This is a genomic window from Spirilliplanes yamanashiensis (assembly GCF_016863475.1).
Taxonomy (GTDB): Bacteria; Actinomycetota; Actinomycetes; order Mycobacteriales; family Micromonosporaceae; genus Spirilliplanes; species Spirilliplanes yamanashiensis.
The window spans coordinates 1-13,606 of the sequence record NZ_BOOY01000017.1 but is presented as its reverse complement, the minus strand read 5'-3'; the positions used below and the strand labels follow the sequence as shown (position 1 = coordinate 13,606).

12 protein-coding genes are annotated in these 13,606 nt (G+C 76.5%); 7 read left to right on the top strand and 5 right to left on the bottom strand.

The features are described from left to right. The first annotated feature begins 54 nt into the window (after positions 1–54). From Sya03_RS12025 to Sya03_RS12015, 3 genes are all read left to right on the top strand, one after another. A complete protein-coding gene (locus Sya03_RS12025) occupies positions 55–1,614 on the top strand; it encodes a S8 family serine peptidase (protein ID WP_203938341.1) in 1,560 nt (519 codons plus the stop codon). A gap of 133 nt (positions 1,615–1,747) precedes the next feature. Beyond that, positions 1,748–2,083 carry a cupin domain-containing protein gene (locus tag Sya03_RS12020; RefSeq protein ID WP_203938340.1) on the top strand — a complete coding sequence of 112 codons (336 nt, stop codon included), beginning with the start codon at positions 1,748–1,750 and terminating at the stop codon, positions 2,081–2,083. Between the two features lie 354 nt (positions 2,084–2,437). After that, a complete protein-coding gene (locus Sya03_RS12015; RefSeq protein WP_203938339.1) occupies positions 2,438–3,583 on the top strand; it encodes an SGNH/GDSL hydrolase family protein in 1,146 nt (381 codons plus the stop codon). A gap of 15 nt (positions 3,584–3,598) precedes the next feature. Here Sya03_RS12015 and Sya03_RS12010 read toward each other — a convergent pair whose 3' ends face one another. Continuing rightward, a complete protein-coding gene (locus Sya03_RS12010; protein WP_203938338.1) occupies positions 3,599–4,729 on the bottom strand; it encodes a serine hydrolase domain-containing protein in 1,131 nt (376 codons plus the stop codon). 138 nt (positions 4,730–4,867) lie between these two features. Here Sya03_RS12010 and Sya03_RS12005 point away from each other — a divergent pair, with 138 nt between their 5' ends. Then, positions 4,868–6,046, top strand: coding sequence for a serine hydrolase domain-containing protein (locus tag Sya03_RS12005; protein ID WP_203938337.1), 1,179 nt, complete (start codon positions 4,868–4,870; stop codon positions 6,044–6,046). A gap of 207 nt (positions 6,047–6,253) precedes the next feature. On the opposite strand, the gene Sya03_RS12000 is transcribed toward Sya03_RS12005, so the two are convergent. Beyond that, entirely contained in the window at positions 6,254–7,879 is a 1,626-nt protein-coding gene (locus Sya03_RS12000) for a S8 family serine peptidase (RefSeq protein ID WP_203938336.1), read from the bottom strand. Positions 7,880–7,957: 78 nt separating this feature from the next. Then, complete coding sequence (locus Sya03_RS11995; protein WP_203938335.1) at positions 7,958–8,191, bottom strand: hypothetical protein; 234 nt, start codon at positions 8,189–8,191, stop codon at positions 7,958–7,960. Between the two features lie 165 nt (positions 8,192–8,356). Between Sya03_RS11995 and Sya03_RS11990 the strand changes: the two genes are divergently transcribed. The 3 genes from Sya03_RS11990 (at position 8,357) to Sya03_RS11980 (ending at position 11,919) form a co-directional block, all read left to right on the top strand. Then, positions 8,357–9,625 carry a sensor histidine kinase gene (locus Sya03_RS11990; protein WP_203938334.1) on the top strand — a complete coding sequence of 423 codons (1,269 nt, stop codon included), beginning with the start codon at positions 8,357–8,359 and terminating at the stop codon, positions 9,623–9,625. Further along, a complete protein-coding gene (locus Sya03_RS11985) occupies positions 9,613–10,269 on the top strand; it encodes a response regulator (protein WP_203938333.1) in 657 nt (218 codons plus the stop codon). The genes Sya03_RS11990 and Sya03_RS11985 overlap by 13 nt, the downstream gene beginning before the upstream one ends. A 156-nt stretch (positions 10,270–10,425) precedes the next feature. Next, entirely contained in the window at positions 10,426–11,919 is a 1,494-nt protein-coding gene (locus Sya03_RS11980; RefSeq protein WP_203938332.1) for a hypothetical protein, read from the top strand. A gap of 56 nt (positions 11,920–11,975) precedes the next feature. Here the strand turns inward: Sya03_RS11980 and Sya03_RS11975 are convergent, their stop codons facing one another. Next, on the bottom strand, positions 11,976–12,962 hold the full coding sequence (locus Sya03_RS11975) for a galactose-1-phosphate uridylyltransferase (protein ID WP_203938331.1): 987 nt from the start codon (positions 12,960–12,962) through the stop codon (positions 11,976–11,978). 245 nt (positions 12,963–13,207) lie between these two features. Next, complete coding sequence (locus Sya03_RS31525) at positions 13,208–13,342, bottom strand: hypothetical protein (RefSeq protein ID WP_275411444.1); 135 nt, start codon at positions 13,340–13,342, stop codon at positions 13,208–13,210. Positions 13,343–13,606: the final 264 nt, after the last annotated feature.

Genomic DNA, 13,606 nt, shown 5'->3' with positions numbered 1-13,606 from the left:
AACCGGCGGCGGGAAAGCTTCAAGTCCCGGGGGAGGCCGCCGATGCTCGCCCACATGAAGTCGGGATCGCCTCTCACACGCCGCGCCTGTGCCGTCGTCGCCGCCACCGGGGTGGCCGTCGCCGGCCTCGCCGCACCGGCGTCCGCCGCCCGCCCCGGCGGTACGTCCACCACGCCCGTCACGACCACGTCCACCGCGCCGGCGCCGCCGGCCGACTGGGCGTTCGACCCGGCGGCGGCGAAGCTGCCGGAGGTCACCCGGGCGATCCGGGCCGACGTCGCGCACCGGGCCGGGTACACCGGCAAGGGCGTCGGCGTCGCGCTCATCGACACCGGCGTCGTGCCGGTGCCCGGGCTGATCGCGGGCAACGTCGTCAACGGCCCCGACCTGTCGCTGGAGAGCCAGGTGCCCGGCCTGCTGCACAAGGACACCTACGGCCACGGCACGCACCTGGCCGGCATCATCGCCGGCCGCGACGCCGCCACCGGGTTCCGCGGCATCGCGCCCGACGCCAAGCTCACCTCGCTGAAGGTGGCCGCCGCCAACGGCGCCGTCGACGTGTCGCAGATGCTCGCCGCGATCGACTGGGTGGTCGAGCACCGCAACGACGACCCCGCCCACCCGATCAAGGTCCTGAACCTGTCCTACGGCACCGACAGCACGCTGCGCCGCGAGCAGAACCCGCTCACCGCCGCCGTCGAGAACGCCTGGAAGGCCGGCATCGTCGTGGTCGTCGCCGCGGGCAACACCGGCGGCGAGATCACGTCCCCGGCCATCGACTTCAACCCCGTCGTCGTCGGCGCCACCGACACGGTGGGTACGACGGCCCCGGCCGACGACCGGCTGTCGGCGTTCAGCAGCGTCACCGGCATGACGAACCGCCGCCTGGACGTCCTGGCCCCCGGCCGCTCCCTGGTGTCGCTGCGCAACCCCGGCTCCTTCGTGGACAGCCGCAACCCGTCGGCGCGCGTCGGCGAGCTGCACTTCCGCGGCAGCGGCACCTCGCAGGCCGCCGCGGTGGTGTCCGGCGCGGCCGCCCTGCTGGTGCAGCGGTACCCCGCGGCCACCCCGGCCGACATCAAGATGACCCTGATGACGCGCGGCCTGCGGCTGAAGAACGTCCGGGAGACCGGCGCGAAGGCGCTGGACGTCGGCCTGGCCGTCACCGACCCGCTGGTGACCTCCAGCCCGTACTACTTCGCCGCCGAGGGCAACGGCTCGCTGGAGGCGGCCCGCGGCAGCTTCCACGTCGCGCTGGACACCGACACGATCCCGCTGACCGGCGAGAACGACCTGTTCGGACCGTTCGACACCGCCGCCTGGGCCGCCGCCAGCCGGGCCGGCACCGCCTGGCAGGGCGGCGACTGGATGGGCCGCCCGTGGACCGGCGACGGCTGGGGCGTCCCGGCCGACGGCCAGGGCAACTGGACCGGCCGCGCCTGGTCGGGCCGCGCCTGGTCGGGCCGGGCCTGGTCGGACATCTCCTGGTCCGGCGCCACCTGGACCGGCCGCGCGTGGTCGAGCGCCACGTTCAACTCGGCGGTCTGGTCCGGTTCGACGTGGCAGTCGGGCCCGTGGCTCAGCGGCACCGGCGCCACCCACTGGCAGCCCTGACCGGCCCACCGGTCCGGCTAACCGCTCCGCGCCGGAGGCGATGACCCCATCGCCTCCGGCGCGTTGCGCCGTCCCGGCCGGACGGGACCAACGGCCCTGGCCGGTGCGGCGGTGGCGGCGCAGGGTCGGACCCATGACGACGTCGTCCCTGCCCGCCCTCGCCGACCGCCACCTCGCCGCCGCGCGCGCCGCCGCCGGCGGCCGCAGCGCCGAGACCGTCTACGGCGGGCACGACCGCGCCCTGCGGCACACCCTGATCGCCCTCGCGGCGGGCCGCACCCTCGCCGAGCACGAGAACCCCGGCGAGGCGACGGTGCACGTGCTGCGCGGCCGGGTGCGGCTGGCCGCCGCGGGCGGCGACGCCGTCACGGGCGCCGCCGGCGACCTGCTGGTGGTGCCGGCCGCCCGGCACACCCTGGAGGCGCTCGACGACGCCGTCGTGCTGCTCACCGTCGGCCTGAGGAACTGAGCCGGGCGGCGCCCGCCGCGGGCAGCCCAGCGCAGCGAGCAGGCAGTCCTGTGGTCGCGCCGGGCGGCGCACGTCTGCCACGCCGCCCACCTCCCGCCACTCGTGCGGGCCGCGTACGCCGCGACCGTCGGGATAGTGGTGCCGGTGGGCGTTCGGGCAGTCGTGGTGGCCGGATCGACGCCCGTCACTTGCCCGGCGGGGTCGCCGCCCCTAGGTTGCGGGGCAGTCCCCACACCCCGGAAAGGGCGGCCATGAAGCGGACCCCGGTGTACGCCGTCGCGCTCGCCTGCGCGGTCTCCCTCGCGGCCGCGCTCGCCGCCGTGCCCGCCCCGCGCCGCCGAACCGGTGCGGATCATGCCGCTCGGGGCGTCGATCACGAACGGGGTGGGGTCCAGCACCGGCAACGGCTACCGCGCCGAGCTGCTGCGCCGGCTCACCCAGGCCGGCGTGGCCGTCGACTTCGTCGGCTCGCAGCAGTCCGGCGACCTGCCGGACCGCGACAACGAGGGGCACTCGGGGTGGCGCATCGACCAGGTCGCCGCGCAGCTCGACGGCTGGCTCGCCACCTACCGCCCGGACGTCGTGCTCGTGCACGTCGGCACCAACGACATGCTGCAGAACCACCAGGCCGCCACCGCCCCGGAGCGGCTGGGCGCGCTCGTCGACCGGATCCTCGAACGGTCGCCCGGCACCACCGTGCTGACGTCCTCGCTGCTGCCCCTGCGCGACGCGGCGGCCGGGGCCCGGGTCGACGCGTTCAACGCCGCCGTGGCGGACCTCATGGCGCGCAAGGCCGCGCAGGGCCGGGCCGTGCGGCACGTCGACCTGCGTGGCGCCGTCGCGGTCGGCGACCTGGCCGACGGCATCCACCCGGGCGACGCCGGGTTCGCCCGCATGGGTGCGCTGTTCCACGCCGCGCTGGGCCCCGTGCTCGGCGCCGGCGCGCCCTGGCCGCTGGTCCGCTCCGGCCTGGAGGCGGACGACCCGCCGACGTGGACGGACACCGTCGCGGGCGCGTCCGGCGTCGGCGGCTACTGCTGCGGGCTGACCGCCATGGAGAGCGGCCGGCGTGTCGAGCTGGCGCACACCGGCACGGGGGCGCTCATGTACTCCGGTGACGACCGCAGCGCGACCGTGTCGTACTCGTACAACCGGGTCTTCGACGTCCACGTGCCCGTCACGGCCGCGACCGTGCTGCGGTACCGGATCCTGCCGCAGCAGGCGGCCGGGGCGTCCGTCGCGATCGACCTCGCGATGACGGACCGGTCGAGCCTGCGCGACTCCGGCGCCACCGACCAGCACGGCGTGCGCGCTCACCCGGCTGCCCAGGGCGCCGGCGGGCACCTGGTGACCGGCCGGTGGAACCTCGTGGAGGTGCCCCTCGGCGTGCTCGCCGGGCGCACGGTCGACGAGATCCGGATCGGCTACGACCGGCCCGGCGGGACCGGCCTGTTCCGCGGCTACGTCGACGACATCGAGATCCTCGACACCGCCGGCTGACCGGACCCGGGCTGGTCAGGCGGCCGGGCGCAGCTCCTGGAACTCGCCGACGAGCGGCCACACGTGCTCGCCCAGCTCGACCTGGGTGAGCAGGATGCCGACCGTGCCGCCGGGGTCGACGAAGAAGTCGGTGCCCTGGCCGCCGGCCCAGCCGTACCGGCCGCGCCGCGGGCCCTCGGTCTGCACGCCCACGCCGAAGCCCCAGCCCATGCCGTCCCAGAAGCCGGGGAAGAAGCTGTCCGGCGTCTTGAGGTGGGCGGCCACCTGGTCGGTGGTCAGCAGGCGCAGGTGCTCGGCGGACAGCAGGCCCTCGCCGCCGGCGGCCAGCACGCGCGCGAACCGGAAGAAGTCGCGGGCGGTGGAGACCAGCTCGCCGTGGTCGACGGCGACGGCCGGCGGGCCCGCGTAGAAGCCGCCGCCGGCCGGTTCGGTCTCGACCAGGCCGCCGTCGTCGTGCCGGTACGCCGCCGGCAGCCGGTCGAGCTTGCCGGGCGGCACCCACAGCGCGGTGTCGGCCATGCCGAGCGGGCCGAACAGGTCGTCGTCGAGGTGCTCGCCGAGCGGCCGGCCCGCCAGCCGCGCCAGCAGGATGCCGAGCACGCCGAACGAGTGGTGATAGCGCCACCCGTCGCCGGGCTGGAACGCCAGCGGCAGCTCGGCGAGGCGGGCCAGCCACTCGTCCGCGCCGAGCGCCGGCGGCTCCGGGCCGGCCTCGGTGCCGTTGGCGGCCATCGCGTCCTTCAGCGGCGAGTCGGCGATCGCCATGCCGTAGCCCGAGCCGTTGGTCAGCAGGTGGCGCAGGGTGATCGGGCGCGCGGCCGGCACGGTGTCGTCGAGCGCCGCCGTGGGGGAGGTCAGCACCCGGCGATCGGCCAGCTCGGGCAGCCACCGCTCGACGCTCTCGTCGAGCCCCAGCCGGCCCGCCTCGACCACGCGCAGCGCCGCGACCGCGGTGATCACCTTGGTCATCGACTGGATCCGCATGATCGCGTCGTCGCGCAGGGGCGCCCCGCCCACGGCCGCCACCCCGGCGGCGGCCACCTCCGGCTCGGCCGAAGGGTCGGCCGAGCCGAGCAGCGCCACCGCCCCGGGCACGGTGCCGGCCTCGACATGACGGCGGAGCAGGTCCGCCAGGTCTGTGCTCACGCCGCCGACTATGCCACCGGGGTACGACAGCGCAGTAGTGCCTGCTGTACCGCCGGTCCGGCAGCACGCGGGATCGAGATCGGGTCCCGGTGCGCCGAGGCTGGAGCCGTACCCACAGGCACCAGTCGAGGAGACGACATGACCACGAAGCCGAAGAACCGCCGCCGCATGCTGCCCCTCGCCGCCGGTGCGCTGGCCGCCCTCACGGCCGGCGCCGCCCTCACCGCGCCCGCCGCCTTCGCGGACAGCCGGCCGGGCCGCGCCGACACCGTCCAGCAGCGGCTCGACGCACTCGTCGAGCGGGACGGTTTCCCCGGCGCCCTGGCGTCCGTCCGCGGCGCGGGCGGCCGGGTCCGCGACTACACCGCCGGCGTCGGCGACCTGGCCACCGGCCGCGCCGTGCCCCGCGACGGCCAGGTGCGCATCGGCAGCAACACCAAGCCGTTCACCGCCGTCGTCGTCCTGCAGCTCGTCGGCGAGGGCCGGATCGGCCTCGACGAGACCGTCGAGCGGTACCTGCCCGGGCTGGTGCGCGGCGAGGGCATCGACGGCCGGAAGATCACCGTCCGGCAGCTGCTCCAGCAGACCAGCGGGCTGCCCGACTACGACGACGTGCTGTTCACGCAGGCGCAGGACCTGGTGGACAAGGCGGGCTCCTACTACGACCCGCGCCGGCTCGTCGACGCCGCGCTGACCAGGCCGGCCGTCTTCGCGCCGGGGGAGAAGTGGGGGTACAGCAACACCAACTACGTCCTGGCCGGGCTCGTCGTCGAGCGCGTCACCGAGCGGCCCGTCGGCGAGGAGATCACCCGGCGCATCATCGAGCCGCTGGGGCTGCGCGACACGTACTGGCCGGGCGTGGGCGACCAGCGCATCGCCGGGCGCCACCCGCGCGGCTACGTCGCCCTGGAGCCGGGCGCGCCGTGGATCGACGTGACCCGGATGGACCCGTCCCTGGGCTGGGCGGCCGGCCAGCTGATCGGCTCGCCGGGCGACCTGCGCCGGTTCTTCGAGGCCCTGCTGGCCGGCAAGCTGCTGAAGCCCGCGCAGCAGGCCGCGCTGACGCAGACCGTCGCCGCCCCCGGCTTCGAGCCGACCGAGGGCTGGGAGTACGGCCTCGGCGTCGCCCGGCACACCCTGTCCTGCGGCGGCCACGCCTGGGGCCACGGCGGCGACATCCAGGGCTTCGAGACCCGCAACCTCGCCACCGAGGACGGCCGCAGCGCCGTCGTCGCGGTGACCGCGCTGCCGACGTCGCTGGAGATGACCAGCCACGTCTCCGAGGCCGTCGACGCGGCGCTGTGCGCCGGGCGCTGACCGCTCACTCGATGACGTACGTGGCGTACCGGCCGGCCGACACGCCCAGCGCGACCCCGTCCGGGGACCTGCGCCGGGGCGGTGCGGCCGGGCCGTGTCGCCGAGGCCGGGCCGGCCGTTGGCGTTGTTGCCCCCAGCACCACAGCGACCGGTCGTGCCTCTCATTCGTCCGGCCGGTGCGCCACTGCAGGGTTCGCACCGTCCGGGTCAGCGGCCCGGCCAGCCGGCGCCGCTCCACCCGTTGCCGGCCCACGCCGTGCCGGACCACGTCGTGCCCGACCAGGCGCGTCCCGACCAGGCCCGGCCCGACCAGGCCCGCCCGGACCACGCGAGGCCGCTGCCGCCGGAAGTCCACGTGGTGCCGGTCCAGCCGACGCCCATCCACGAACCGCCGTTCCAGGACGTGCCGGCCGCGCTGGCCCGGGCCCACGCCCGGGTGTCGAAGGCGTTGCCGAAGATGTCCTTCTCGCCGGTGAGGGCGACGCCGTCGAGGGTGACGTGGGAGGTGCCGCGGGCGGCCTCCAGCGTGCCGATGCCCGTGGACGCGGTGTACGCCTGCCGCGTGCCGCTGACGGCGGTCCGGGCCGCCGTGTACACCGACACCTCGCCCGCCCGGCCGCCGGCGTCCGCGCGCGACAGCGGGGTCGCCGTCCGGCGCAGCAGGTCCTTGACGTCGTCGGGGGTGAGCGTGGGCCGGGCCTGCAGCAGGCCCGCCACGGCGCCGGCGACGACGGCGGACGCCTGCGAGGTGCCGCTGCCCTTGAACCGGGCGGAGCCGACGCGCGCACCGGGGTACGCCACGTCGATCGTCGAACCGGGCGCCCGCAGCGAGACCAGGGACCGGCCGGGCGCCACCACGTCGGGGCGGCGGGCCGTGTCGCCGCGGCTGGAGAACGCGCCGAGGACGTCGTCGGACGGCGACGCCGTGCCCCGGTCGTCGGCCGCGCCGACCGCCAGGACGAACGGGTCGTACGCCGGGTTGACGAGGCGGGTGGCCGTCGTGCCGCCGTTGCCGGCCGCCACCACCACGACGATGCCCGCCTTCCACGCCTGCTCGACGGCGAACGCCAGCGGCCCGGTGCGGTAGTCCTGCGCGCTGTCCGTGCCGTACGCCAGCGCCAGCACCCGGATCGGGTTCATCGGGTCGTCGCGGCGGTGCTCCACCACCCAGTCGATGGCGGCCAGCACCTGCACCACGTCGACGGAGCCGTCGCCCACGCCCACCTTGACCGAGGTCAGCTTGGCGCCGGGCGCGACGCCCTGGAAGCCGGTGGTCCGGTCGTTGCCGACCATGATGCCGGCGAGGTGGGTGCCGTGACCGAACGTGTCGACGTAGCGGGTGGTGGCGTTCTGGCTCTCGAACGACAGGTCCGGCCCGTGCACGACGTTCGCGCCGGCCAGCCCGGGGACCTTGGTGACGCCGGTGTCGATGAGCGCGATGCCGACGCCCCGGCCGGTGTACCCGGCGGCGTGCATCCGGTCGGCGCCGATCGCCTGCGCGACGGCCTGCATCGTGGCCGGCGCGGTGGTGGTGGTGCCGTCGGAGTCCCACATGTCCCGCGACGAGTACCCGCCGGAGCCGCCGCCGTCGTACCCGCTGCCGCCGTCGTAACCGCTGCCGCCGCCGTAGCTGCTGCCGCCGCCGTAGCTGCTGCCGCCGTAGCTGCCGCCGTAGCTCCCGCCGTCGTACCCGCCGTCGAAGGCGTGCCAGACCGAGGCGGGCGCGGCGGACGCCGGCGCGGCCGCCGGCGCGGCCGCGGGCCCGGTGGCGGTGACGCCCTGCATCGTCGTGCCCGCCACCGCGAGCATCGCGAGAATCCGCTTCAGCGCCACCGTCTGCACCCCTCCGACAACCGTTGATCGGCCGGTACGTCGGCGGGCGGGCGCCGGACCTGAGCGGAATGCCGCGGCTCAGTCCTTCCGCGACCGGTAGTGGTGGGCGACCAGCGCGCCGATGCAGCCGAGGGTCACCAGTCCGGAGGCGATCCCGACGGCGAGGGGCAGCTCGAGGATCGAGACGAGCGCGTTGACGGCGGCGCTGACGATCAGCAGCAACCACAGCGCGGGCCGCAGCAGCCCGCCGCGCGGGGCGGCGTGCCGGGCGGGGTCGGCGGGCGCAGGCGTGGCGGGGATGTGGTCGGTCATGGTCGCTCCTCGGTCGTGGTGGACGGGACGACCTCCACGCTAGGAACGGCCGGCGCCGCGGACGATCCCGCCAGCGGGCCGGCGGTGGTACAGCAGGCTGCCCTTTCTGCCCGGTGGCCTGTCCGCGTGCCACCGGTTCGCCTAGGGTCCAGGCCGGGAGGTGGGATGACCATCGGTGAGCAGGCCGCCGGGCGCCCGGGCGCCGGCCGGCGCTACGTGCTGGGCCGCGTCCGCGACGCCGTCGACGGCCTGGAACACCTCGTCGGCGGGCTGGCCACGGCCCTGCCGGCGCTGGCCGCGCTGGTCTGGCTCCTGATCGTCGCGCTCGCCTGCCTCGCCGGCGTCGGGGTGCTGCTGATCCCGTCCGCGCTGCAGGTGGCCCGCGTGGTCGCCGACCGGGAGCGGGCGCGGCTGTCGCGGTGGGGCCCGGAGCTCATCGGGGCGCCCCCGGTGCCCCGCGGCGTGCGCGCGGCCCTGCGCGACCCCGCGGCGCGGCGGGACGTCGCCTGGCTGGTAGTGCACGCCACCGCCGGTTTCGGCATCGGGCTGTTCGGCCTCACCCTGCCCCTGTACGCGGTGCAGAGCCTCACGTTCCCGCTCTGGTTCCGGCTCGTCCCGCCCGACGCCGGCGGCCCCGGCCTGTGGTTCTGGCGGGTCGACGGCCTGCCCGACGCGCTCGTCGTCGCGCTGTCCGGCATCGGGTGGCTCGCCGTCGTCGTCGGGCTGAGCCCCGGCATGGCGCGGCTGCAGGCGTGGCCCGGGCGGCGGCTGCTGGCGCCCCCGGTCGACGCCGACCTGTCGCTGCGCGTCGCGGAGCTGACCGCCACCCGCGCCGCCGCGCTCGACGCGCACGCGGCCGAGCTGCGACGCATCGAACGGTCCCTGCACGACGGCGCGCAGAACCGGCTGGTCGGCGTCACCGTGCTGCTCGGGGCCGCCCGCCGGGCGCTGACCCGCGACCCGGCGGCCGCCGACGCCGCCCTCGGCCGGGCCCAGGACGCCGCCGAGCAGGCCCTGGCCGAGCTGCGCGCGGTGGCCCGCGGCATCCTGCCGCCGGTGCTGGCCGACCGCGGGCTCGCCGGGGCCCTGACCGGCCTCGCGGGCGGCTGCGGGGTGCCGTGCCGCGTCGACGTCGACGTGCCGGGTCGGTGCGCCGCCTCCGCCGAGGCCACCGCCTACTTCGCCGTCGCCGAGGCGCTCACCAACGTCGTCCGGCACAGCGGGGCGACCCGCGCCGTCGTCACCGTCCGCCGGGCCGGCGACCGGCTGCTGGTGCGCGTCGACGACGACGGGCACGGCGGCGCCGACGAGGCCCGCGGCTCCGGCCTGGCCGGCATCCGGCGCCGGGTCGAGGCGTACGACGGCGTGTTCGAGACGACCAGCCCGGCCGGCGGGCCGACGACGATGCGGGTGGAGCTGCCGTGCGGATCGTGATCGCCGAGGACGACGCGCTGCTGCGGGAGGGTCTGGCGCTGCTGCTGCGCGCCGAGTCGCTCGACGTGGTGGCCGCCACCGGCTCGCCGGAGGAGTTCCTGGCCGCCGTGGACGCCCACGAGCCCGACGTCGCCATCGTCGACGTCCGGATGCCGCCCACCCACACCGACGAGGGCATCGTCGCGGCCGTCGAGGCGCGCCGCCGCCGGCCCGGCCTGGCGGTGCTGGTGCTGTCGGCGTACGTGGAGCAGGCGTTCGCCACCGACCTGCTGGCCGGGGGCGCCGACCGGCTGGGTTACCTGCTGAAGGAGCGCGTCGGCCGGGTAGCCGAGTTCCTCGACGCGCTGCACCGGGTGGCGGGCGGCGGCACCGCCATCGACCCCGAGGTGGTCGGCCAGCTGATGGCCCGCACCCGCCCCGGCGGCGAGCTGGAGCGGCTCAGCCCGCGCGAGCGCGACGTGCTGGCGCTGATGGCGGAGGGCCTCGGCAACGCGGCCATCGCCGAGCGGCTGTTCATCACCGAGGGCGCCGTCCACAAGCACATCCGCAGCATCTTCGCCAAGCTCGACCTCGCGCCGGACGACCGCGCCGACCGGCGGGTCGCCGCCGTCCTGCGCTATCTGGACGGCACCCCGCGGCGCTGACGCCCGGAACGGGATTGAAGATCGTCACCCCTCTCCGGTACGGTGCTCCCGCTGACCACGGGGGGTCATTTCCGAGCACGGTGCGCGGGCGTCCGCACGACGCCGCCGCGCCATGTCGTCCTGCCTCCTGCGTGGCGGTTCCGCAGAAGGAGAGAGATGTTGTCACGCGTTCCGCGTCCGTTCCTGGGCATCGCCCTGGGCGGCGCGCTTCTGGCCGGCGTGGCCCTGAGCGCCACGGCCGCCGTGGCCACCACGTCGGCGTCCGCGCCGTCCACGGGGGCCTCCCTGCACCCGATCGCCCGGCAGGTCGCCCAGCCGGCTCCGTTCGGCATCGAGCAGGTGCTCGGCCACGTCCCGGACCTGGCCGCCGAGCCGGGCGCCCACGGCGGCCAGGGCGCGCGCGCCGGCGGCTTCGACGCCGCGCCGGGCACGCTGGGCGCGTCCGCCGCCGGCGACGAGCCGGACCCCACCCCGACCGCCACCCCGGAGCCCACGGCGACCGAGCCGACCACGGACCCGACCGGCGAGCCGACCGCGACGGCGGAGCCCACCGCGACCGCCGAGCCGACCGCGACGGCCGGGCCCACCGCGACCGCCGGGCCGACCGCCACCGCCGAGCCCACCGTCACAGCCGAGCCGACCGCGACGCAGCCGACGGCGACCACCCCGGCGCCGACGCCGAGCGCCACCCCCACCACCCCGCCGGTCGACAAGACGGCGCCCACGGGCACGTTCGTGCTGTCCACCACCGGCCTCTGGGTCGGCCAGACGGCCACGCTGAAGCAGAACGCCCTCGCCGACAACGTGACCGAGGCCGCGCAGATCCGGCGCGTCGTCAACTGGGGCGACGGCAGCGCGCCCGTCACCCTCGCGCCGGGCGCCACGCAGGCGACCAAGTCGTACACCAAGGCCGGCAAGTTCACGGTCTCCGTGACGCTGACCGACGCCGCCGGCAACCCCGCCAAGGCGAAGATCGACAAGCCGGCGATGACCATCACCGTCCCGGGCGCCTACAAGCTCAGCAAGAAGGCCGTCTGGCCGGGCGAGAAGTTCAAGGTGACGATCTCCAAGGTGCCGAGCGGCACCAAGGCGATCGACATCGACTGGGGTGACGGCTGGGTGCAGCCGCTGAAGGGCAAGAACCAGTCTTTCGACACGTTCTACTGGCTGAACAGCCGCGACCAGCCGGTGAAGCCGGGCACGTACACGATCCGCGCGAAGTTCACCAACGCCAACGGCACCTCGGCGGCGATCCTCGTCGGCAAGATCTCGGTCCGCAAGGACTCGTGGAAGCCGAAGGTGGGCTTCACGAAGCCGGCGAAGTCCAAGGCGAACAAGGTGTCGTCGTGGAAGACGCTGCGCGGCACGGCGTCGGACAAGGGCGCGGGCCTGCGCACCGTGTGGGTCTACCCGTACCGGTTCACCGCCACGTCCGAGTACTGCTACACCGCCAAGAAGACCTGGCGCAAGATCCGGTCCGACGCGGACATCGACAAGTACTGCGGCGTGCGGGTGAAGGTGTCCAAGGGCAAGTGGTCGCTGAAGCTCAGCGGCATGCGCAAGGGCTACCACGCGTTCGTCCTGCTCGGCGCCGACTGGTCCGAGAAGGTCGGTCGCGCCGAGGTGGCGCCGCGGCTCACCCGCAACTGACCCACCGGCCACCCCGGACGGCCCGGCGGCGCATCGCGCCCCCGGGCCGTTCCGTGTCACGGCCCCGTCGTCGTCGAGGCCGCCAGGACGGCCCGCCGCAGTTCCGGGGCGGTCTGCTCCGGCGCGGCCGGGTTCACCGACAGCCCGGTGGCGATCTCCAGCCCGGCCCGGCGGGTGAGCCGCGGGTAGAGGCCGACGTGCCAGCGGTACCAGTCCCGCGCGGTGCCGTCGCGCACCGGCCCGGCGTGCACCACCAGGTTGTACGCCGGGTCGTCGCGCACCGCCGCCAGGCCGGCCAGCACCCCGGGCAGCACGCCGGCCACCGCCGCCAGCGCGTCGTCGGAGGCGCCCGCCAGGCCGGGGGAGCGGTCGTCGGGCAGCAGCACCGTCTCGTGCGGCACCCCGGCCGCCCGCGGCTGGTACACCAGCACCCCGCCCGCGTCGTGCACCACCCGCGTGCCCGCCGCCCGTTCCGCCGCGGCAAGGTCGTCGTGCAGGCAGCGGCCGGTGCCGTCGAAGTGGCGGCGGGCGTTGTCCCAGCGCCGCACCAGTCCCGGCGGCGCGTCGTCGAGGGCCACGATCTGGCTGTGCGGGTGCCGCAGCGACGTGCCGGCCGCCACCCCGTGGTTGCGGAACACGACGATCGCCGCGGGCCCGGCGGCGGCGAGGGCGCGGCACCGGTCGCGCATCGCCGCCAGCACCGCCAGGACGTCGCCAGGCCGGGCGGTGCGCAGCTCGGCGTCGTGCCGGGGCGACTCCACCACCACCTCGTGCGCCCCGGTGGCCGCCCGCGCGCCGCCGTCGGCGGCCGGCCCGGCGGCCGGACCCACCACCGCGTACCGGTTGGGGAACACCCGCACCCGCCACGGCTGCGGCGCGGCCGGGTGGCGCAGCACCTCCGGCGGCGTGAGCGCCTCGTTGCCCGGGCAGAACGGGCACCGGCCGTCCGCCGGCTCCGCGTGGTCGGACGGCCGCGCCGCCCGGCCGGGCGCGACGATGTGCCAGTCGCCGGTCTCGGGATCGGGGCGGATCTCAGCGGCCATCCCGCCACCGTAGCGGCGCGGTGGCCGGTCGCCGGGCATCGCGCGGGCGCACCGCCGGGCGGCCCGGCGACGGCAGGCACCGCCGTGTCCGGCGCGGGGCTCGGCTGGGAGCCAGGCGAGGGGGACCAGGTGGGGGGGTTAGGTGCGGGGCCGGGCGCGGGCCCGGAGTCCGTTGCGCCGGGCAAGCGCCGCGGCGGGCCTATCGCGTGGGGGGCCGGGCCGGGGCGCGGTGGTCGAGCTCGCGGTCAGCGGTCGCGGTTCCAGCGCTGCGGGCACAGCCCCCGGCGCCGCAGCGTCCCCAGGCCGGACTCGGCCACGTAGGCGCCCAGCATCCCGGCCAGCCCGGCCAGCACCGGCTGGGCGATCTCGGCCCACGTCATGTCCAGCTCACCCGCACGCTCACGCCACGTCTGTCGGCCGCTGGGTGGCGCCGCTGAGGGAAAGCGGTGCGGCGGGGCCGGGCCGCTGCGTCAGGCGGCGCCCGACGATCGATCAGGCGGCGCCGCGACATACCGCCGCCGCACCGCGCGTGAACGGGCCCGCGGCGGGTATGCGCGGCACCTCGCACGGACAGGGGAGCAGCATGCGCGACACCGGCACGACCGCCGCCGACGCCCGCCGCGGCCGGCTGCGGCGGCCGCCCG

What these genes read in the sequence shown, in the direction of transcription:
- Sya03_RS12005 (WP_203938337.1), top strand. Translation starts at nt 4,868, where the DNA reads ATGACCACGAAGCCGAAGAACCGCCGCCGCATGCTGCCCCTCGCCGCC.
- Sya03_RS11980 (WP_203938332.1), top strand. Translation starts at nt 10,426, where the DNA reads ATGTTGTCACGCGTTCCGCGTCCGTTCCTGGGCATCGCCCTGGGCGGC.
- Sya03_RS12015 (WP_203938339.1), top strand. Translation starts at nt 2,438, where the DNA reads ATGCCGCTCGGGGCGTCGATCACGAACGGGGTGGGGTCCAGCACCGGC.
- Sya03_RS12020 (WP_203938340.1), top strand. Translation starts at nt 1,748, where the DNA reads ATGACGACGTCGTCCCTGCCCGCCCTCGCCGACCGCCACCTCGCCGCC.
- Sya03_RS11990 (WP_203938334.1), top strand. Translation starts at nt 8,357, where the DNA reads ATGACCATCGGTGAGCAGGCCGCCGGGCGCCCGGGCGCCGGCCGGCGC.
- Sya03_RS11995 (WP_203938335.1), bottom strand. Translation starts at nt 8,191, where the DNA reads ATGACCGACCACATCCCCGCCACGCCTGCGCCCGCCGACCCCGCCCGG.
- Sya03_RS12025 (WP_203938341.1), top strand. Translation starts at nt 55, where the DNA reads ATGAAGTCGGGATCGCCTCTCACACGCCGCGCCTGTGCCGTCGTCGCC.
- Sya03_RS11975 (WP_203938331.1), bottom strand. Translation starts at nt 12,962, where the DNA reads ATGGCCGCTGAGATCCGCCCCGATCCCGAGACCGGCGACTGGCACATC.
- Sya03_RS31525 (WP_275411444.1), bottom strand. Translation starts at nt 13,342, where the DNA reads ATGACGTGGGCCGAGATCGCCCAGCCGGTGCTGGCCGGGCTGGCCGGG.